This is a genomic window from Pseudoalteromonas sp. GutCa3 (genome assembly GCF_002836155.1).
Taxonomy (GTDB): Bacteria; Pseudomonadota; Gammaproteobacteria; order Enterobacterales; family Alteromonadaceae; genus Pseudoalteromonas; species Pseudoalteromonas arctica.
Genome location: NZ_PJBK01000079.1, coordinates 134,814 through 155,098 on the forward strand (window position 1 = coordinate 134,814; position 20,285 = coordinate 155,098).

Consider the following 20,285-nt stretch of genomic DNA (forward strand, 5'->3'; position numbering starts at 1 on the left):
CATGTTGAATTTTGGCGATTGAATTTACAGTAGTATGTTTGGTTTTTAGGCAAGGCAGAGCCTATGTAGTGTGGTCATTCCCCATAAATAGGCGATAACGCAGCATAAATACCAAACATACACTGCCCTTTGGGTTCTTTCTAGGGACGATTAACTCTTTGTTACTCGGTTTTTACTTAGCCCACTAGGTTACAAACCTCGTGCCGCGATTTAATCGCCCCTAGATTGAACAAATTTCAATCCAAAAAGCTCAGCATGCCCTAAGCTATATTTTATAAATAGATAGGCAAAGGATTAATACTATTATGAGTGAATGCGCTTTAAACAATACCAATCAAAACGAACTTGTTAAACGCTTTTGCAGCGTTAGAGGCGAAAGCCTGGCTATTATTGAACCACTCACTGTAGAAGATTGCCAATTACAAGCTATGGCAGATGCCAGCCCTGGCAAATGGCATTTAGCGCACACCACGTGGTTTTTTGAAACGTTTTTACTTAGTGTTTACTGTAAACAGTACACTGTGTTTAACTCTCACTACCGAATGCTTTTTAATTCTTACTACAATGGGATTGGAGAGCAATTTAAACGGGCAAACCGAGGTAGTTTATCTAGACCTAGTTTGGATGAAGTTTTAGCTTATAGAGAGCATGTAGATAGCTGTGTGGTTGAATTACTTAAAACTGAAGTTAGTCCACAAATTAAAGATATTATTGAACTTGGGTTACACCACGAGCAACAGCATCAAGAACTAATGCTTATGGACATCAAATATAACTTTTCAGTAAATCCATTATTTCCGCAATATAAAACATCGCCTTTAAACAGCCAAAACAAATCAGCAGATATTAAGCCTCTCAATTTTATAAATTTTGAGCAAGGCATTATTAATATAGGTACAAATGCCGACGATGAATTTGCATATGATAACGAGCGCCCCAAACACCAAGTATTAATTCATTCATTTAACTTTGCTAATAGGTTGGTCACCAATGGTGAATATTTAGACTTTATAAATGCAGGTGGATACAGCAATCCACAGTATTGGTTAAGTGACGGTTGGGCAAATATACAAAACAACGCTCTAACGCAACCATTATATTGGCATTGTATAGATAACGAGTGGTTTGAGTTTACACACTATGGATTAGAGCCTCTCAATTTAAATGCCCCGATCTGTCATGTTAGTTATTTTGAGGCCAGTGCCTATGCTAATTTTGTAAAGGCTCGCTTGCCTACAGAGTTCGAATGGGAATATGCAGCTAAAAATACACCTTCAGCAGACACTAATAATCACTACCTAACACCACAGCAAGCAAAAGGTGATGCTGAAATAAATCAGTTAACTGATTCGTGTTGGCAATGGACGAACAGTGCATATTTACCATACCCCGGTTTTAAGCCTATTGAAGGAATAGCAGGGGAATACAATGGTAAATTTATGAATAACCAAATGGTGTTACGTGGTGGGTGTGTGTTTACCCCTCAAAACCATTTACGACAAACATACCGTAATTTTTATTACCCGCATCAAGCGTGGATGTGCAGCGGGATAAGACTAGCTAAGGATATAGTATGAGCCAAGTAACAGCGATTAAGCAAAGCAACATAACCGACACTGAATTTCTAAACGACGTGATAAGCGGATTAACTCAACAACAAAAAACGCTTCCGTGTAAATATTTTTATGATGATAAAGGTGCTGCATTATTTGAGCAAATAACAACCTTACAAGAGTATTACGTAACACGTACGGAGCTTTCTATATTAGAGCAACACTCAAAGTCGATTGCTCAAATGCTACCTGAAAACCTCTCTATTATAGAGCCCGGCTGTGGCTCGGGTAAAAAGGTAGCCTATTTATTAGCGCATATGGCAAACGTTAAAACCTTTGTACCGTTTGAAATATCTGAGGAGATGCTCAGTTATTCACTTGCACATTTGTCGCCGTTATTTCCAGATTTGGCAATTTCGCCATTATTAGGAGACTTTACACATAGCCAAATGGTCAAACAGCTAACCAAAGACACCGCTTTAGACAGTCAAACTAATTTGGTGTACTTTCCGGGCTCTACTCTTGGTAATTTTGCCCCAGTTAAAGCCATAGAAATTATGAATAATTTCCATCGCTTATGCGGTGTAAATGGTTATGTATTAATTGGGGTTGATTTAGTAAAAGAGCGCCAAGTGTTACTTGATGCATATAACGATAAAGCGGGAGTTACCGCTGCTTTTAATAAAAATTTACTACAACGTATTAATAATGAGCTAAACGGCACATTTAATTTGGATAACTTTAGCCACGAGTCACGCTTTAACGAGCAACATAGCCGTATCGAAATGCATTTAGTAAGTAATTGTACTCAAAGCGTGATTATAAATGATCAGCAAATAGACTTTATAGAAGGCGAAAGTATCCATACAGAAAACTCTCACAAGTACACGCTCGAGTCGTTTAAGCAGCTTGCAGCGCAAGCTAATTTAAAGTTAGTGCAAACATGGCAAGACGATAGTAACTATTTTGCCCTGTGTTTATTAAGGCCGCTTTAAACGTTACTTAAGTTTAGGGCGTGTTGATCTTTGATAGTTGAATTTGCAGCAATATGTTTGGTTTTTAGGCAAGGCAGAGCCTATGAAGTGTGGTTATTCCACATAAATAGGCAATAACGCAGCATAAATGCCAAACATGTGCTGCCCTTCGGGTTCTGCCTAGGGGCGATAAACTCTTTGTTGCTCGATTTTTACTTAGCCCACTAGGTTACAAACCTCGCGCCGCGATTTAATCGCCCCTAGATTGAACAAATTTCAATTCGCAAAGATCAACACGCCCTAGTAAATGACAACTTGGGCATTGTTAAACTCATAGTTTAGCAATGCGCCATTATTTGATTGCTGTACAAGCATAGCTTTATTTAAACCGTATAGTCTAAATAGCAGGGGGGCAATAACAGATACCGCAGAGCCTGTAGCACTGTCTTCATTTACACCAAACTGGGGTGCAAAGTATCTAAAATGCGCTATGGCATTTTTTTTGTCTTTATTTTTTATACTAAGGGCGATTACTGCATTTTTGTGGAGTGCACACAAAGCTTTAAAATCAACGTGTACGCTTTTTAAATCGTCTTTTTTAACTGATTTATCGAATTCTTTACTAAATTCCTTATTAAATTCTTTACTAAATACCACAACCGTATAACCGTTTTTGTCGCCGGTACTGTAGGCTGCTTTTATTGCTACTGAAAACACACTTTGTAACTCACCTTCAGCTAACTCGCTTTTTTTAGGCTCTATGCTTTTTAGTAACAGCTGAGCGCGTTGTTTTTTTACTCTTATAGTAAAGCGCTCATTACTCATTGAAGTAAATACTTCAGGGCAATAACCCAAATGGTCTATTAAAAAATTAGCGGCTGCTAAAGTACCATGCCCACAGCGTTTAATTTCACTCGTTTGATTAAACCAGCGAATTTTACAATGGCGTTTAGTTATCTCATTTTGATTTAAAAATACGGTAGCAGGGTAAGTTGATTGTGATGCAATATATTGCATTGTTTTTGATGTTAACCCATTTTTAAAAATAACAATTAAAGCACTTGAGCCTTTTAAGTTATGTACAGGGCTATAAAAAACAGATTCGGTGGAAGTGAGCTCTATAAAGCGAAGCGTAAGCCATTTAGGCTTACGCTTCGCTAAACAAAGAGTATTAACCTTTGCTTGCATATGCGTCGTTATGAACGCCGGCAGCACGACCTGATGGATCAGCGTTGTTTTGGAACGATGCGTCCCATGCAAGTGCTTCAGGAGTCGAACACGCTACCGATTTACCATGAGGTACACATTTAGCTGATGCATCACCAGGGAAATGCGATTCAAAAATAGTACGGTAGTAGTAAGCTTCTTTTGAATCTGGCGTATTAATAGGGTATTTAAATTTCGCATTTTCAAGCTCTTGATCGCTCACTTGCTCATTTACAAACTCTTTTAAGGTATCAATCCAGCTGTAACCAACACCATCTGAAAACTGCTCTTTTTGACGCCACAGCACTTCATCAGGTAAGTAACCTTCAAAGCCTTCACGTAAAATGTGTTTTTCAATTTTTCCATCTTTACACATTTTAGCTTCAGGGTTGATACGCATAGCAACATCAACAAATTCTTTATCAAGAAACGGTACACGTGCTTCTACGCCCCATGCCGCCATTGATTTATTAGCACGTAAACAGTCAAACATATGCAGTTTTGATACTTTACGGTTTAGCTCTTCATGAAACTCTTGTGCGTTAGGGGCTTTATGGAAGTATAAGTAACCACCAAATAGCTCATCAGCACCTTCGCCAGATAACACCATTTTAATGCCCATTGCTTTAATTTGGCGAGCCATTAGGTACATAGGTGTAGAGGCACGAATAGTTGTTACGTCATAGGTTTCTATGTGGTAAATCACTTCACGTAATGCATCAATACCTTCTTGAATGGTAAAAATGATAGGGTGGTGAATAGTACCAATCATGTCAGCTACTTTTTGTGCAGCCGCTAAATCAGGTGAGCCATCAAGACCTACTGAAAAAGAATGCAGCTTAGGCCACCATGCATCGCTTTCGTCGTTATCTTCAATACGTTTTGCAGCAAAGCGCTGGGTAATAGCAGAGATAACCGATGAGTCTAAACCACCAGACAGTAATACACCGTAAGGCACGTCACACATTAATTGGCGTTTAACGGCCGCTTCTAATGCATCTTTAACGTCTTGCGCTTCTGCGCTGTTATCTTTAACTGCATCAAATGTTTCCCAATCACGTTTGTAATAAGGCGTCATTTTGCCATCTTTGCTATACAGGTAATGCCCTGGTGGAAATTCTTCAATATGCTTACAAATTGGAGAAAGTGCTTTTAGCTCAGAAGCAACGTAAAAGTTACCGTGCTCGTCGTGACCGGTGTAAAGCGGGATAATACCAATATGGTCACGGCCAATTAAGTAAGCGTCATTTTCTTCGTCGTATAAACAAAATGCAAAAATGCCATTTAGATCATCTAAAAAGTCAGGCCCTTTTTGTTTATACAGCGCTAAAATAACTTCACAGTCTGATTGAGTTTGAAAAGTAAAATCAACGTCTAACTCTGCTGCAAGTTCTTTATGATTATAAATCTCGCCGTTAACCGCTAAAATATTTGTTTTTTCAGGATTGTATAAAGGCTGTGCACCGCTTGATACGCCAACAATAGCTAAACGCTCATGCACTAAAATAGCTTTTTCAGATGCATATACACCAGACCAATCTGGGCCACGGTGTCTAAGCAGCTTTGACATTTCAATTGCTTGGGTACGCAATTGAGTGGGATCAGATTTAATATCTAATACCCCAAAAATTGAACACATAGTAACTCCTCATTCCTATTATGTGTGCAGCAGAGCCAATTTGCTGTGCTGCGAAACCTTGTTTTATCAGAAAAAATTACTCAAGTCACATAGCTTTTACAATTAATTAAGAATAATTTATGCACCAAGCTAGATGTAATTGCACCAAAGTGGTTAATGCGTAGTTCCTGCTGCTATTTTTACGTCGCTATTATTGTTTAAAGCTTGTGCAATCATAACTCTCAGGGCATTAATAACGGTTTCTTCGCTCATGCTTGGTGCGCCATTATGGTGCACAGCTTGGCTTGGTAAATAAGGAATATGCACAAAGCCACCTTTCATTACAGCGCAGTGATCATTTATGTAATGCATAAGACCATACATAACGTGATTACACACATACGTACCTGCTGTATTGGAAATGGCAGCAGGTATATTGCTGTTGTGCAATGCTTGTAACATGCGCTTTATTGGTAAGTTTGTGAAATAGGCATCAGGGCCATTTTTTTCTATTGGTGTATCGATAGGCTGCTTACCTGCATTGTCTTTAATGCGTGCATCGTCAACGTTTATTGCAATACGCTCAATTGATATTTCGCTGCGCCCACCAGCTTGGCCTATACATAAAACAACCGCCGGATTGTGCGACTCAATGGCGTTTATAAGCTGACTGATAGACGTATTAAATTCACAGGCAAGTTCTAGTGTGCATATTTTGTGTTTCATGATGATAGTTTCATCAAGTTTTTGCACTGCTTGCCAAGAAGGGTTTATAGCTTCGCCACCAAAAGGAGCAAAGCCAGTTATTAATACACACGGCATAGTAGAAGTTGATTTAGTCATTAAACACCAAGCTATACATTAAAATAATATTAACGGCGAGTAAGGTAACGGCCGTCGGAATTTGAACCTTTATTACATGGTACCTATTTTTTAAATCTAGGACGTGTTGATTCTAGAATATTTTATAGGTTATTTTTAAGTGCAAGGCTCAATTGATGTAGGTGCCCGTCAAGTTTCTGCTTCGCCTTTGCTGCTTCTTCAAACGTTACATATTTAAATTCAACAGTATCTAAAGGTCTAAATTGTGCAAATTGATGTAAGTCGGCTTCAATTACAGTCCCTAAAAGAGGGTAACCCCCGGTTGTTTGACCATCGTTAAGTAGCACAATAGGCTCACCATTCGGTGGCAGTTGAATACTCCCAGGACTCACCCCTAGTGATGGCAAAGAGTGCGAATGTGCCAAATTATTTTTATGCTCAAGCCTTACGCCCATTCGGTTGCTGTTACTACTAACTTTAAATGGGGTAGATACAAAGCTGTTAAGTAAAGGCTCGCCTAACAAATTAGCATGAGGGCTTGGGTGCAGTCTTATAAGCTTGCGCTGGGCGGGAGCAATTGCGCCTACTTTTATAAACTCTCCATAATAAGGAGTAATAGGTATTTCATCACCAGTGGCGAGAGCTCTACCTTCAATACCACCAAAACATGCGTTTAAATCTGTAGATTTAGAGCCCATAACTTCAGTATTTTGTATACCGCCTTTCACTGCTAAATAAGCTCTTAATCCAGCTCTACCAGTCGCAAAGCTCAGTACTTGTTTGTTTTTTACTGCGTATGTCCAACCAGGGTAAATTGCTTGTCCATCAAGGGTTGCTTGCAAATCTGCACCATGAAGCGCAATTACTGTGTCGCAGGTGAATTCCAGCTCGCACAAACCAACGGTTATTTCTAAAACGGCATCATTGTCGTTATTGTTAAGTAATCTATTAGCAATTATTTGCGCATAAGGGTCTAAGCTGCCCGCTTTGCTTACACCTAAATGACGGTAGCCATTACGGCCAAAATCTTGAATGGTAAGTAATACACCACTTTTAAGTACTTTAATCATGAGTTGCTCCTTTATTAACTAGCGGAACAAATTCAAGCGTATCGCCTGGTTGAATTAAACAAGGTTGCTCCGAGGTCGAATCAAACAAAGCAGTATCTGTATGACCTATTATGTGCCAACCACCAGGCGTATCCGCAGGGTAAATTCCGGTTTGTGCAGCACCTATCGCAACAGAGCCTTTAGGAACTTTAATGCGTGGCTCATCACGCCTTGGTGTATGTAATTGCCTATCTAAGCCGTGTAGGTAAGCAAAACCGGGCTGAAAGCCTAAAAATAAAACGTGGTATTTGGTTTTACTATGAATATTAATAACCTCATCAGCGCTTAAATTGTGATAACGAGCCACGTAATTAATATCCTCACCCTTGTATATGGTTTCGATTAAGTGATGTTGCCCTTTAAAAGTACTCGTTTTAATATCATTCCACAGCGAAGGTAGCACTTGTAACCACTTATTTAAGTGTTTATCTGATTTTAAATAGAGAGTGAGCGAGTTCATGGCTGGCACCAAATCGGTAAATTCAGCAGTGCATTTACAGTGGCTGGTTAAAGCCCAAATTTTCTTTTGAATAGAGAGTCTATCTGTAGCATCTAAATGCGATGCATCAAGTAGTAAACTACTGTTTGTTAATGCATAAATATGGGGAGCTGGCTTCATTAAATAAACCTATTTGTACAACATAATTTAAACGTAACACAGTTTTATTAATTTATTTACACCATTGCGACTAAGTCGTTATGTTTAGTGTTTATTTACCCAGCTTACTTTAAGAGTGTTTTTATATTCAATTAATCGTATTTAACTTATTGAGGACTAAAACTTAATACATTTCGTACTAAATAAGTAATTAGGTTGAAATGAAAATTAAGATAAGGAGGTCTTAATTAGCACGCACTTGTTTATGAGGTACTTTATGAAACACCAGCATTTATTATATTTATCAGGCGCTGCTATTATATTTAGCGCAGGCAGCTTTGCTTTATCTATGGAAAAGGTAGAACACAGTAATGTAGAAGCCACCATGCATGTAGAAACCATTGTACTGGGGTCTGGTTGTTTTTGGGGAGCAGAAAAACGCTACGAAGCGCTTAATGGCGTTATTGATGCTGAGTCGGGTTATGCTGACGGTAATGGGTTTAAAGCAACGTACAGAAATATTACTGATCAGTCTCGTCGTTTTGACGAGAACAATTATGCTGAAGTTGTGCAAGTTATGTATAACAGCAATATAATTTCAGCAGAAGATCTCTTAAAAAACTATTTTGAAAGTCACGATCCTACGCAAAAAAATCGCCAAGGTAACGATATCGGTACGCAATATCGTTCAATTGTATTAACGACTACTGATGCACAAGCTAAAGTAGCTGAGCAAGTTAAATCGCAATATCAGCAGCTTTTAACTGATGCGAGCTACGGCAAAATCGAAACGGTAATTAAACCGCTTACAGGTTTTGTATCGGCAGAAGAATATCATCAAAATTATCTAGAAAAGAACCCTAATGGCTATTGCCCCGATCATTCTACAGGCGTAGTTTTTAATAAAACACCGGTAGAAAAAGCAGACAACAGTGCTCTACTCGCAGGTAAGCAAATAGTGGTACTTGATTCTCGTGATTACTGCCCGTACTGTGAAAAATTTAAAAAAGCAGTCGCAAATGATTACAAAGGCACAATACCTATGACATTTCGCCATGCTGACCAACTTAATGATTTAACTATTAAGTCAGCCACGTGGGCAACGCCGACTATTTTGTTTTTAGAAAATGGCGTTGAGGTATATGGCCGTCAAGGCTATGCAACACCTGAAGAGTTTTATAAAGCATTAGGCGCTTTTAAATTAGGTAACAGTGATGCTTATAAAGTTGCATTCGATGCACGAACAGATAGACCTTATTGTAAAGAGTACAAAGAGTTTAAAAATACACCTGATGGTACTTTTGTTGATAAATTAAGTGGAGAGCCACTATTTGATACAAGCGATAGGTTTAACTCCGGTACTGGTTGGTTGTCGTTTAAGCACCCAGTAAAAAGTAGTGTAACGCAGCATGACGATAGCAGCTGGGGAATAACACGTATTGAGCTACGTTCTAAAAGTACAGGTATTCATCTTGGTCATTTATTCCCAGGAGAAGGCCCTAGAGGCACAGACCGCTACTGTATAAACGCAACAGTACTCGATTTTGTACCAAGAGATAAAAGCTAAACCTTTTACTTTGTAAAGCCTGATTTTAATCAGGCTTTTTTTTGCATAAAATAAAATAGATTTATCATAATCTTTGCAAATTTGTTAAAATTAAAGCGTTGAGCTACACATCAATAATATTACTTAGGTTGTAAATGAATCAATTTATAAAAATAACAACGCAGTTAATGTATTTGCCTTTAGCTTTATTAATTTTTATTACCGATGCTAAGTCGGCAACGCACTATGTCGTCGGCGTAGAGAATATAGAGTATCTACCTTACTTTGATGGTAGTGGAACAAATGGTGCAGATTATTATGGCTTCAGTCAAAAATTACTTACTTTGTTCGCCCAGCAGCACGATTTTGAATTTGAGTTTTACACGCTGCCAATTAATCGTCTTTATAAAGAATTTATTGATCACCATCATGTTGATTTTAAATATCCAGATAACCCTCAATGGAAACCAAGTTATAAAGCTTCCTTTGGTGATTTAAATGAAATTATTTATTCGCAGCCAACCGTTGTGACTAAAACGGGTATTGCGAGTTTAAATAAAAATATCACCATTGATGAATGCGTTAGTTTTGCAACGGTGAGAGGGTTTACGTCTCAAAGCTTTAAACCTTTAATGAATAACGAAAACGTTGAGCTAATTGAAACCGCTAATGTAATGGAATTAATAGAGATGCTTTTAAAAGAGCGAGTTGAGTGTATTTACATATCTAACGATGTATTAAACTATAATATTGTTAAATATTTCAAATTAACCCGACCCGTTTATTTTCAAAACGAATTGCCGACAGATTTACAAGCCTTTTTATTATCGTCGATTGACTATCCTGAGGTAGTTAAGCAATTTGATACATTTTTGCTTTCACATAAAGTGCAAATAAGTAAATTAAAAAAAGAGTATCAAATAAAAAATTAACTAAAAAAGCCCCGTAAGTTATAACTTACGGGGCTTTTTAAAAGGTATTAACCTGTATATAACTATATTATGTATGCGCTTAATAATAAAAACAGTTCAAGCCAAGTCACCACCTAACTTGAACCGCTTTTTCACACTGACAACATCTTCACACACAATATAAAGATTCTGTTTACTACGCTTACGTAGCCTTGTAATGCATATCATGTGGTTTGAGCCAAGAATAAAAACAGTTCAAGCTAAGTCACCACCTAACTTGAACCATTTTTCACACTGACAACATCTTCACACACAATATAAAGATTCTGTTTGCTACGCTTAAGTAGCTTTGTATTACATATCATGTGGTTTGAGCCTAGAATAAAAACAGTTCAAGCTAAGTCACCACCTAACTTGAACCGCTTTTCACACTGACAACATCTTCACACACAATATAAAGATTTTTTACTGCTACTTATGAGTTACTAAAACTCAAAAGGTTGCATTTGTTACTCTTAAAAACAATTTAATGTAAGTTGTTTTGAGTTGATGGAGTAACTTTAATATTTAACTTTATTTTCGACAAACGATAAAAATGAAACCAATGAGTGAAAAAAATTAAACTATAGACTTTAGTCTAATACGTAACGTTAAGCTTATGTATTTAAGTAAAAATATTATTAAAAAATTGAAATTAGATTTAAGCGAACCATTAATACAACCCGTAATTAGGTGTATTAATAAACCCGCCTAATAAAGGATTATTCTTGGATTTTTCTAAATGTACTTACAACCCACTTTGCAAATAAATCAAGCGGGTGATTAGGGGTGTTTGATTCGTGCTGCACTAAATAGTATTTATCTTTAGTGGTTAAAGGCTGTTCAAATAATTTATACAACCATTGCTCATCTAACCAGCTTTGGCTAATTGGCAGTGGAATAAGGGCAATACCCATACCTTGCTGCGCTGCACGGGCTACACCAAACATGCTATCTATTTGAATAATCTGCGAGGGAGAAAAGTCATCAATACCCGCTTTTTCAGCCCATTGGTGCCATGCCCAAGGGCGAGCTTTGTGGAGGATCAGCGGGACTTGGTTAAGCGCTTGACGATGATCGTCCCTCCATTGATCGAGCAATTTTTTATTACATGCAGGAATATATTCAAGGTTAAACAACTCTGTCGCTAATCCTTCAGTAGGTTTACCAGAGGACAATACAATAGATAAATCGCTATGACGCGTTAACTCTTTGCGTGTTTTAAGCGTGTCCATTTGCAGGTTTATATTAGGGTGCTCTGACGTCCACTCACTTAATTTAGGCATGAGTAGTTCGCTTGCAAAAAACTCAGGTAACGTAATCGTCAAATTTGTATTTTGCTGCATCTGGCTAAACTCGTTAATGGTGCCCTCTAACATTGTGATGATAGGAGACACTGCATCAAAAAAGTTTTTACCCGCTGTGGTTAAGCTGATTGAACGCGTTTTACGTTGAAAAAGTTCAATACCAAGTTGTTCTTCAAGTTGTTTTATTTGATGGCTTACCGCAGATGGCGTTAAGTACAGCTCATTAGCTGCATGCTTAAAACTTAGGCTTCTTGCGGCAAAGCAAAAAGAGCGAAGGCCACGAATAGGAGTTTGCATGTTTTCCAGAATTATTTAATTTATTGAGACGCCTTACTTAGGCAAAATTTGAACCAACTATTTAATGTTTAAATATCAGTAGGTTAAAAATAAATTTAGCGCTAGTTCACAAAAAGGGTGCAGACTATCCACAAAATAGTGCAAAGAATCTAAGCGCTTACATTTAATTTATATTTGTATTATAGATAAAATTTACTACAGATGTATGAATGACGGTAAAAATAATGGCAAAAGATAAAAAAAATCCCTCGTAAGAGGGATTTTGGGTAACTCAGCGCCATTGGCACTGGGAATGAGGTCGGTACAGGGTAAAGCGTTATTTTTAAGCTAAAGCCTAAAAAACCATTTCTGGTACTTCACCGTCAACAAGTAATTTACCTGCTGTTTTACTAATGATTTCATCAACAGTTACGCCCGGAGCGCGTTCTAATAGATGAAATGCGCCGTCTTTAACTTCTAATACGGCTAAATCTGTTACTATTTTTTTAACGCAATTAACGCCAGTAAGCGGTAAAGAGCAGGCTTCTAATAGTTTAGAATCACCATGCTTACTTGCATGGGTCATAGTAACAATAATGTTTTTCGCGCCAGCGACTAAATCCATCGCGCCACCCATGCCTTTAATCAGCTTTTTAGGGATCATCCACGATGCGATGTTGCCGTTCTGGTCAACTTCAAATGCACCCAGAACAGTTAAGTCTACATGACCACCCCGTATCATGGCAAAACTATCTGCACTATTAAATATGGCTGCACCTTTAGCTGCTGTCACGGTTTCTTTACCCGCGTTTATCATATCGGCATCTAGCTCTGCTTTAGTCGGGTACGGACCCATGCCTAAAAGACCATTTTCGGACTGTAACATAACTTCAATATCATCCGGTACATAGTTTGCGACGAGTGTCGGAATTCCTATGCCCAAATTTACGTAGTAACCGTCTTGAAGTTCTTGCGCAACGCGCATTGCAACTTGTTCACGTGATAATGCCATAATTATGCTCCTGCTTAATCTCGTGTTGTTACACGTTCAATGCGTTTTTCAAAGCTGCCTTTAATAACGCGATTTACAAAAATACCCGGGGTATGAATTTGGCTTGGTTCAAGCTCACCCGGCTCTACAATTTCTTCTACTTCGGCAACGGTAATTTTACCAGCCGTTGCTGCCATTGGATTAAAGTTCATGGCGGTGTGTCTAAACACTAAATTACCGTAACGATCGGCTTTCCACGCTTTAACAATAGCAAATTCACCCGTTATAGACTCTTCTAAAATATATGGGCGACCATTAAATTCTTTTACGTCTTTGCCTTCTGCCACAGGAGTACCGTAACCGGTTGCCGTGTAAAATGCGGGTATACCCGCGCCACCAGCACGCATTTTTTCAGCAAGTGTACCTTGAGGTGTAAGCTCTACATCAATTTCGCCACTTAATAACTGTTGTTCGAATAGGGCGTTTTCGCCAACGTATGACGCAATCACTTTTTTAATTTGTTTGTCTTGTAATAAAATACCTAAACCAAAGTCATCAACACCACAGTTATTAGATACCACGGTTAAGTCTTTTGTTTGCATGTGCTTAATTTGTTTAATTAAGCCCTCTGGAATACCACATAAACCAAAACCTCCGGCAATAATGGTATCGCCGTCTTTTAATCCTTCCATTGCAGCTTCGTAACTAGAAACTACCTTATCAAAACCGGCCATGAGTCTCTCCTCATTGTGTGCTATTTGTTGTTAACTATCTTGAATCATCATTTTATAAGATAGCTATTTAGTGTGCAGTGCCACAGATACTTTGCTCACAGGTTGCTTACCAAGTGCTTTGGTTATCTCCCAGCCAGCGTCACTTAACCTTTGTAAATCAATTCCGTGTTCAATGCCAAGCCCTTGCAGTAAGTAAACTACATCTTCGGTGGCAACATTTCCTGACGCTCCTTTAGCATAAGGACAGCCACCAAGGCCTGCAACTGCCGCGTCAACCGTTGCTATACCTAGGCTTAAGGCTGCGTAAATATTTGTGAGCGCTTGCCCGTAAGTATCATGAAAATGCACGGCCAGCTTGGTTTTATCAATGCGTGTTAAGAGTAACTCGATTAATTGCGTTACTTTTTTAGCGGTGCCAACACCAATGGTATCGCCAAGGCTTACTTCGTAACACCCTAAATCTAATAGCTTTTGCGATACACTTAGTACTGCTTGTGGGTCAATCTCACCCTCATAGGGGCAACCTAGCACACAGCTTACATAACCACGTACGCGGATATTATTCGCTTTAGCAAACGCCATTACTTCACTAAAGCGTTCAATACTCTTATCTATTGAGCAGTTTATGTTTTTTTGACAAAACGACTCACTCGCAGCGGTAAATATAGCAAACTCTTTAATGCCAACAGTGTGCGCTGCTTGTGCACCTTTTAAGTTAGGTGTAAGGGCACTTAAATTTACATCGGGTAAATCTAGCGCTGATATTACATCCGCTGAGTCTGCCATTTGTGGTACCCATTTAGGGGAGACAAACGCGCCAGCTTCAATATCTTTTAAACCTGCGGCACTTAGGGCGTTAATAAGCGCTACTTTATCGGCTGTGCTTACTGTTTTTTCGTTTTGTAGGCCGTCTCGCGCGCCAACTTCAACAATACGTACTTTACTTGCAAAGGCACTCATTATGCACCTTCCTCTGTTGTATCTTCTACTATAGCAAGCAGAGCACCATGCGTTACTAATTCGCCTTCACCAAAACAATAGCTTTTTAAAATGCCGTCGTGTGGTGCGTTAAGCGTGTATTCCATTTTCATGGCTTCGATAATAACAACCGCATCGCCTTTGGTGATTGTGCTACCAATTTCGATTAAGTGCTTAACTACCGTGCCATTAAGTGGCGCGGCAAGTGGCAGAGCTTCGCTTTCGTGCGAACTAATATAATGTTTATCAACTAGTTCAAGCTTAGTTTGCAGTGCTTTATTCATCACAGTGACAATATTGCTCACGGTATTATTGCCAACAGTATTATTACTTACCGTAGTTACGTGCGCGGTATGTTTTTCGCCGTTAATAAATACACTGCAAAGATTGTTATTTAATGTGCCTTGTAGGTTAAATACGTGCTCGTTATGCGTAATACTATAGCCCGCTGACGTTTTTATAGCGCTTAGCTGTAAATCAGCAAAAGGAACTTTAATTGCTTGTGGTGCATTGAGTGTAAAACCGCTTAGTTGTTGCCACGGGCTTGCACTGTTTGGCGCATTTTGGGTGTTAGTTAACGATTCTAAATATGCAAAAGCACCAATAAGTTGGCTTGCTTGTAATAACGATTTATCAACCGCAACTAACGAGTCGCCTTGCTCTGCAATAAAGTGTGTACTTGGCGCACCTTGTTTAAAGGTAGGGTGGCTTGCTAAGTTATGTAAAAAGCCAATGTTAGTGCTAAAACCTGCTAAATGAAATTGCTCAAGAGCGTGTTGTAAACGGCTCAGTGCTTGTTCGCGATTGTCGTCGTGCACAATAAGTTTAGCAATCATCGGGTCGTAAAACGGGCTAATTTCGTCGCCTTGTGCAATGCCTGTATCAATGCGTACAAATTCGCTGTTAAGCGGTGTATGTAACGCTTCAATAGTACCCGAACACGGGATAAAGTCGTTAGCTGGATCTTCTGCGTATATACGCGCTTCAAAGCTATGACCCTGCAATTGAATATCACTTTGTGTCAGTGGCAGTGTTTGCCCACCCGCAATATTAATTTGCCAATTGACTAAATCTACACCGGTTACCATTTCGGTTACTGGGTGTTCTACTTGAAGGCGCGTATTCATTTCCATAAAGAAAAATTCATCGCCACACAGTAAAAACTCAACCGTACCTGCGCCTCTATAATTTATAGCCAGTGCACAACGTACAGCCGCTTCGCCCATTTCTTTACGTAGTTCGTCAGATAAACCGGGAGCAGGGGCTTCTTCAATTACTTTTTGATGACGACGTTGCAAAGAACAATCACGATCGCCTAAATAAACACAGTTACCGTAGTTATCTGCAAATACTTGCACTTCAACATGGCGAGGTTGGTTTACGTAGCGCTCAAGCAATACTAAATCGTTACCAAAACCGGCAATAGCTTCACGTTGCGCACCTTGTAGTGCGCTCATAAAGTCTTTTGCTTTTTCAACCACACGCATGCCCTTACCGCCGCCGCCAAAGGCGGCTTTAATTAGTACAGGGTAGCCAATTTTTTCAGCTTCACTTTGTAAAAAAGCAGGGTCTTGTTTATCGCCGTAATAACCAGGTACTAATGGCACATTAGCAGCTGCCATTATTTCTTTAGCGCGGGTTTTAGACCCCATTGCTTCAATGCTACTTGCTGGTGGCCCTACAAAAGCAATGTTGTTAGCTTCGCAGGCTTTAGCAAATTCGCTGTTTTCAGATAAAAAACCATACCCCGGGTGAATACAATCAGCGCCGCAGTCTTTGGCAACTTGCAAAATTTTGTCTGCTACTAAATACGAATCTTTACTTGGCGCAGCACCAATATGGTAAGCCTCGTCGGCCATTTTTACGTGCCGGGCATGTTTGTCTGCATCAGAATAAACCGCGACCGTGGTTAAGCCCATTTGTTTTGCGCTGCGCATTACACGGCACGCAATTTCTCCACGATTGGCAATCAGTATTTTTTGTAATCGTTGTGTGTTCATAATCAATCCTACAGTTGCCAAGCGGGTGGGCGTTTATCAAAAAAAGCAGTTAGCCCTTCTTGGCCTTCCTCAGATACGCGAATTTTTGCAATACGCTCTGCGGTAAGCTCAATGAGTTCATCGGTTATTGGTTTATTTGCTACATCGTTAATTAATGCTTTTGCGGCTTTTACTGCAACAGGTCCGTTATCAATCAGTGTTTGCAGCATATTATCGAGCGCACAGTCTAAATTACCGGTTACTTGATGAATTAAACCAAGTTGCTTAGCAGTATGTGCATCAAACACTTCAGCCGTTAAAAAGTACCTGCGAGCAGCGCGTTCACCAATCGCTTTAATGACATACGGGCTAATAACAGCCGGAATAAGGCCAAGCTTTACTTCGCTTAAACAAAATTGCGCATCGTCTTTACTAAGGGCTATGTCGCAACAGGCAATTAAGCCCAGTGCACCACCAAAAGCAGCACCTTGCACAGCGCAAATTGTAGGGTGGGGCGAGTTTGCCAGCACCTGCATTAATTTAGCCAATTGCATCGAATCAGCCAAGTTATCTGCGTAGCTGTTATCAGCCATCGACTTCATCCAGGCTAAATCGGCACCGGCTGAAAAATGCTTACCTTCTGTTTTTAAAACCAAAGCGCGAATATCAAGCGTATTTGCATGTTCAATACACTGAATCAGCTCATGTATTACTTCGCTGTTAAATGCGTTTCTTTTTTCTGGGCGGCTTAATACAAGTACAGCCACATTAGATTTTGTTATTTGTAGTGTTACTGACATTTTGCGCTCCGGTTACATTCTAAATACGCCAAATTTCGAATCACGTTTTGGTGCGTTGTTCGCAGCCGTTAACGCAAGCCCTAATACATTACGCGTATCGGCAGGGTCTATAATACCGTCATCCCACAAGCGTGCGCTGGCGTAATACGGATGACCTTGCTCTTCGTACTGGTCAATAATTGGCTTTTTAAAGTCACTGATTTCTTGCTCGCTCATGCTTTGACCTTTGCGTGCTAAACCATCTTGTTTAACTTGCGCCATTACACCCGCTGCTTGTTCGCCGCCCATGACCGAAATTCGGGCATTAGGCCACATCCACATCATGGTTGGTTCAAATGCACGGCCACACATTCCGTAGTTACCTGCGCCGTAAGAGCCGCCAATAAGTACTGTAAATTTAGGCACATCAGCACACGAAACCGCCATCACCATTTTAGCGCCGTGCTTTGCAATGCCTTCGGCTTCGTATTTTTTACCCACCATAAAGCCGGTAATATTTTGTAAAAACACTAAAGGAATATTGCGCTGAGCACACAGCTGAATAAAGTGCGCGCCTTTTTGCGCCGACTCACTAAATAAAATACCGTTATTAGCCACTATGCCAACGGGGTTGCCATAAATGCTGGCAAAACCGGTGACTAACGTTTCACCAAAATAGCGTTTAAATTCATCAAATGATGAGTCATCTACAGTGCGGGCTATTACTTCGCGTACATCAAACGGCTTTTTAAGGTCGGTGCCTACAATGCCGTAAAGCTCGTTAATATCATAACGAGGTGGTTTTACATCCTCTAGAAGAGGGGCGGTCGGACGTGTGTAGTTAATGCGCTCAATACATTGGCGCGCAATAGACAGCGCATGAGCATCGTTTTCAGCGTAGTGATCGGCGACACCCGACACTTTACAGTGCACATCGGCACCGCCTAGTTCTTCGGCTGTTACTTCTTCGCCTGTTGCTGCTTTTACAAGCGGCGGGCCTGCTAAAAATATAGTGCCTTGATCTTTTACAATAATGCTTTCATCGGCCATAGCAGGTACGTACGCACCACCTGCGGTACATAATCCCATTACCACGGCAATTTGTGGAATACCTTTACCCGACATACGGGCTTGATTGTAAAAAATACGACCAAAATGCAGTTTGTCCGGAAATACATCGTCTTGCTCAGGCAGGTTTGCACCGCCCGAATCTACAAGATAAATACACGGTAAGTGGCAGCGCTCTGCTATGTCTTGTGCGCGTAAATGCTTTTTAACAGTAAGCGGAAAATACGTACCGCCTTTAACCGTGGCATCGTTTGCAATAATCATGCATTCAATGCCTTTAACACGGCCTATACCGGCTACAACACCGGCGCACGGTATTGCTTGTTCGTACACACCAAAGGCAGCAAATTGCGAAATTTCTAAAAACGGTGAGCCTTCGTCAATTAACGTACTTATACGGTCGCGTACAAATAATTTACCACGGCCTTCGTGGCGCTCCTTTAATGCCGCGCCTCCGCCTTGGCTAATTGTTGCTACTTTACTGCGTAAATCATCCACCAGCGCCGACATGTTTTTATGGTTTTGCACAAACGTTGGATCGTGAGGGTTAACGCTCGATTTTAAAATCGTCATGGTTTAATCCTTAACGGCTTTCAGTGAAAAGTTCGCGACCAATAAGCATACGGCGTATTTCTGATGTACCTGCACCAATTTCGTATAATTTAGCATCACGAAGCAGGCGACCCGTTGCGTATTCGTTTATGTAGCCATTGCCACCTAAAATTTGAATCGCGTCAAGCGCCATTTTAGTCGCAAGTTCTGCTGCATATAAAATGGCACCGGCAGCATCTTTACGGGTTGTTTCGCCACGGTCACAAGAGCGAGCTACCGTATACACATATGAACGGGCAGCATTCATTTGTGTATACATGTCGGCTACTTTGCCCTGAATTAACTGAAATTGACCAATAGGGGTGTCAAACTGTTTACGCTCGTGAATATACGGTACCACTATGTCCATACACGCTTGCATTATGCCAAGCGGGCCTGCTGCAAGTACTACGCGTTCGTAATCAAGGCCACTCATAAGTACTTTGACGCCTTCGTTTAAGTTACCTAAAATGTTTTCCTGGGGCACTTCGCAGTTTTCAAATACCAGCTCACAGGTGTTTGAGCCGCGCATGCCCAGTTTGTCGAGCTTTTGCGCCGTAGAAAAACCAGGAAAGTTGCTCTCAACAATAAACGCGGTAATGCCTTTAGCGCCGGCGTTTAAATCTGTTTTAGCGTAAATAACGAGTGTGTGTGCGTCGGGGCCATTGGTGATCCACATTTTGTTGCCGTTTAAAATGTACTTATCGCCTTTTTTCTCGGCTTTAAGTTTCATCGATACAACGTCAGAGCCCGCATTAGGCTCGCTCATTGCAAGGGCACCAATGTGCTCGCCACTAATAAGCTTTGGTAAGTATTTTTCTTTTTGAGCTTGTGTGCCGTTACGGTTAATTTGATTAACACACAGGTTAGAATGTGCTCCATAGCTTAAACCTATAGAGGCACTGGCACGGCTAATTTCTTCCATAGCAATAACATGTTCTAAGTAACCTAAACCGGCGCCGCCAAGTTCTTCAGATACGGTCATACCCAGTACGCCCATTTCGCCCATTTGAGCCCAAAGTTGATTTGGAAAAGCGTTATCTAAGTCAGTTTTTTCAGCAAGAGGGGCAATTTCCTGACTCGCAAAACTGTTTACGTGGTCGCGGATCATATCGGCGGTTTCGCCAAGGCCAAAGTTCATTTCTTTATATAGTGAAATAGTGCTCATGATTCATTCCTGTGTGTCGTCAGTGTGTTGTTATTCTT

The 20,285-nt window shown here is 40.2% G+C and carries 17 protein-coding genes and 1 pseudogene; 4 read left to right on the forward strand and 14 right to left on the reverse strand.

Annotated features, from left to right (window positions below; genetic code table 11):
• The first annotated feature begins 305 nt into the window (after window positions 1-305).
• Both egtB and egtD read left to right on the forward strand, forming a co-directional pair.
• Entirely contained in the window at window positions 306-1,577 is a 1,272-nt protein-coding gene (egtB, locus tag CXF64_RS14280) for an ergothioneine biosynthesis protein EgtB (RefSeq protein WP_101217327.1), read from the forward strand.
• Window positions 1,574-2,548, forward strand: coding sequence for an L-histidine N(alpha)-methyltransferase (gene egtD, locus CXF64_RS14285; protein WP_101217328.1), 975 nt, complete (start codon window positions 1,574-1,576; stop codon window positions 2,546-2,548). Before egtB ends, egtD begins: the two co-directional genes overlap by 4 nt.
• A 279-nt stretch (window positions 2,549-2,827) precedes the next feature.
• Here the strand turns inward: egtD and CXF64_RS14290 are convergent, their stop codons facing one another.
• The 6 genes and pseudogenes from CXF64_RS14290 to pxpB form a co-directional block, all read right to left on the reverse strand.
• Window positions 2,828-3,715 carry a PhzF family phenazine biosynthesis protein gene (locus tag CXF64_RS14290; protein ID WP_101217329.1) on the reverse strand — a complete coding sequence of 296 codons (888 nt, stop codon included), beginning with the start codon at window positions 3,713-3,715 and terminating at the stop codon, window positions 2,828-2,830.
• The gene (gene asnB, locus CXF64_RS14295; RefSeq protein ID WP_101217330.1) at window positions 3,699-5,372 is read right to left on the reverse strand and encodes an asparagine synthase B; all 1,674 of its coding nucleotides are present in this window, start codon (window positions 5,370-5,372) and stop codon (window positions 3,699-3,701) included. The genes CXF64_RS14290 and asnB overlap by 17 nt, the downstream gene beginning before the upstream one ends.
• Before the next feature lie 153 nt (window positions 5,373-5,525).
• Window positions 5,526-6,194 (reverse strand): pyroglutamyl-peptidase I, encoded by a 669-nt coding sequence (gene pcp, locus CXF64_RS14300; protein ID WP_080670012.1) that lies wholly within the window; start codon window positions 6,192-6,194, stop codon window positions 5,526-5,528.
• A pseudogene (locus CXF64_RS20985) lies at window positions 6,187-6,297 on the reverse strand (5-oxoproline transporter, DUF979 family subunit); the annotation flags it as partial. The gene pcp and the pseudogene CXF64_RS20985, both read right to left, overlap by 8 nt.
• A 19-nt stretch (window positions 6,298-6,316) precedes the next feature.
• A complete protein-coding gene (locus tag CXF64_RS14310) occupies window positions 6,317-7,243 on the reverse strand; it encodes a biotin-dependent carboxyltransferase family protein (RefSeq protein WP_101217331.1) in 927 nt (308 codons plus the stop codon).
• On the reverse strand, window positions 7,236-7,901 hold the full coding sequence (gene pxpB, locus CXF64_RS14315) for a 5-oxoprolinase subunit PxpB (protein ID WP_101217332.1): 666 nt from the start codon (window positions 7,899-7,901) through the stop codon (window positions 7,236-7,238). The genes CXF64_RS14310 and pxpB overlap by 8 nt, the downstream gene beginning before the upstream one ends.
• Window positions 7,902-8,157: 256 nt before the next feature.
• Between pxpB and msrA the strand changes: the two genes are divergently transcribed.
• Together msrA and CXF64_RS14325 are read left to right on the forward strand one after the other, a co-directional pair.
• Window positions 8,158-9,447, forward strand: coding sequence for a peptide-methionine (S)-S-oxide reductase MsrA (gene msrA, locus CXF64_RS14320; RefSeq protein ID WP_007583093.1), 1,290 nt, complete (start codon window positions 8,158-8,160; stop codon window positions 9,445-9,447).
• 134 nt (window positions 9,448-9,581) lie between these two features.
• Window positions 9,582-10,358 carry an amino acid ABC transporter substrate-binding protein gene (locus tag CXF64_RS14325; protein ID WP_101162953.1) on the forward strand — a complete coding sequence of 259 codons (777 nt, stop codon included), beginning with the start codon at window positions 9,582-9,584 and terminating at the stop codon, window positions 10,356-10,358.
• A 740-nt stretch (window positions 10,359-11,098) separates the two neighbouring features.
• Here CXF64_RS14325 and CXF64_RS14330 read toward each other — a convergent pair.
• The 8 genes from CXF64_RS14330 to CXF64_RS14365 form a co-directional block, all read right to left on the reverse strand.
• A complete protein-coding gene (locus CXF64_RS14330; protein ID WP_101217333.1) occupies window positions 11,099-11,980 on the reverse strand; it encodes a LysR family transcriptional regulator in 882 nt (293 codons plus the stop codon).
• Window positions 11,981-12,314: 334 nt separating this feature from the next.
• Window positions 12,315-12,971: a CoA transferase subunit B gene (locus tag CXF64_RS14335; protein WP_007580251.1), complete on the reverse strand. Its 657-nt coding sequence runs from the start codon at window positions 12,969-12,971 to the stop codon at window positions 12,315-12,317.
• Window positions 12,972-12,985: 14 nt separating this feature from the next.
• On the reverse strand, window positions 12,986-13,684 hold the full coding sequence (locus CXF64_RS14340; protein ID WP_077537941.1) for a CoA transferase subunit A: 699 nt from the start codon (window positions 13,682-13,684) through the stop codon (window positions 12,986-12,988).
• Window positions 13,685-13,747: 63 nt separating this feature from the next.
• Complete coding sequence (locus tag CXF64_RS14345) at window positions 13,748-14,644, reverse strand: hydroxymethylglutaryl-CoA lyase (RefSeq protein WP_024607467.1); 897 nt, start codon at window positions 14,642-14,644, stop codon at window positions 13,748-13,750.
• A complete protein-coding gene (locus CXF64_RS14350; RefSeq protein ID WP_101217334.1) occupies window positions 14,644-16,662 on the reverse strand; it encodes an acetyl/propionyl/methylcrotonyl-CoA carboxylase subunit alpha in 2,019 nt (672 codons plus the stop codon). The genes CXF64_RS14345 and CXF64_RS14350 overlap by 1 nt, the downstream gene beginning before the upstream one ends.
• Before the next feature lie 8 nt (window positions 16,663-16,670).
• Window positions 16,671-17,441 carry an enoyl-CoA hydratase/isomerase family protein gene (locus CXF64_RS14355; RefSeq protein ID WP_024590169.1) on the reverse strand — a complete coding sequence of 257 codons (771 nt, stop codon included), beginning with the start codon at window positions 17,439-17,441 and terminating at the stop codon, window positions 16,671-16,673.
• Window positions 17,442-17,453: 12 nt separating this feature from the next.
• The gene (locus CXF64_RS14360) at window positions 17,454-19,061 is read right to left on the reverse strand and encodes a carboxyl transferase domain-containing protein (protein WP_101217335.1); all 1,608 of its coding nucleotides are present in this window, start codon (window positions 19,059-19,061) and stop codon (window positions 17,454-17,456) included.
• 10 nt (window positions 19,062-19,071) lie between these two features.
• Window positions 19,072-20,247 carry an isovaleryl-CoA dehydrogenase gene (locus CXF64_RS14365; RefSeq protein WP_101217336.1) on the reverse strand — a complete coding sequence of 392 codons (1,176 nt, stop codon included), beginning with the start codon at window positions 20,245-20,247 and terminating at the stop codon, window positions 19,072-19,074.
• Window positions 20,248-20,285 lie beyond the last annotated feature (38 nt).

Excerpts from the sequence above, each read along its gene's own strand:
- egtB (WP_101217327.1), top strand. The coding sequence starts at position 306 with ATGAGTGAATGCGCTTTAAACAATACCAATCAAAACGAACTTGTTAAA.
- CXF64_RS14325 (WP_101162953.1), top strand. The coding sequence starts at position 9,582 with ATGAATCAATTTATAAAAATAACAACGCAGTTAATGTATTTGCCTTTA.
- CXF64_RS14290 (WP_101217329.1), bottom strand. The coding sequence starts at position 3,715 with ATGCAAGCAAAGGTTAATACTCTTTGTTTAGCGAAGCGTAAGCCTAAA.
- CXF64_RS14350 (WP_101217334.1), bottom strand. The coding sequence starts at position 16,662 with ATGAACACACAACGATTACAAAAAATACTGATTGCCAATCGTGGAGAA.
- pxpB (WP_101217332.1), bottom strand. The coding sequence starts at position 7,901 with ATGAAGCCAGCTCCCCATATTTATGCATTAACAAACAGTAGTTTACTA.
- pcp (WP_080670012.1), bottom strand. The coding sequence starts at position 6,194 with ATGACTAAATCAACTTCTACTATGCCGTGTGTATTAATAACTGGCTTT.
- CXF64_RS14340 (WP_077537941.1), bottom strand. The coding sequence starts at position 13,684 with ATGGCCGGTTTTGATAAGGTAGTTTCTAGTTACGAAGCTGCAATGGAA.
- CXF64_RS14360 (WP_101217335.1), bottom strand. The coding sequence starts at position 19,061 with ATGACGATTTTAAAATCGAGCGTTAACCCTCACGATCCAACGTTTGTG.
- msrA (WP_007583093.1), top strand. The coding sequence starts at position 8,158 with ATGAAACACCAGCATTTATTATATTTATCAGGCGCTGCTATTATATTT.
- CXF64_RS14365 (WP_101217336.1), bottom strand. The coding sequence starts at position 20,247 with ATGAGCACTATTTCACTATATAAAGAAATGAACTTTGGCCTTGGCGAA.
- CXF64_RS14335 (WP_007580251.1), bottom strand. The coding sequence starts at position 12,971 with ATGGCATTATCACGTGAACAAGTTGCAATGCGCGTTGCGCAAGAACTT.
- CXF64_RS14310 (WP_101217331.1), bottom strand. The coding sequence starts at position 7,243 with ATGATTAAAGTACTTAAAAGTGGTGTATTACTTACCATTCAAGATTTT.
- CXF64_RS14355 (WP_024590169.1), bottom strand. The coding sequence starts at position 17,441 with ATGTCAGTAACACTACAAATAACAAAATCTAATGTGGCTGTACTTGTA.
- asnB (WP_101217330.1), bottom strand. The coding sequence starts at position 5,372 with ATGTGTTCAATTTTTGGGGTATTAGATATTAAATCTGATCCCACTCAA.
- egtD (WP_101217328.1), top strand. The coding sequence starts at position 1,574 with ATGAGCCAAGTAACAGCGATTAAGCAAAGCAACATAACCGACACTGAA.
- CXF64_RS14330 (WP_101217333.1), bottom strand. The coding sequence starts at position 11,980 with ATGCAAACTCCTATTCGTGGCCTTCGCTCTTTTTGCTTTGCCGCAAGA.
- CXF64_RS14345 (WP_024607467.1), bottom strand. The coding sequence starts at position 14,644 with ATGAGTGCCTTTGCAAGTAAAGTACGTATTGTTGAAGTTGGCGCGCGA.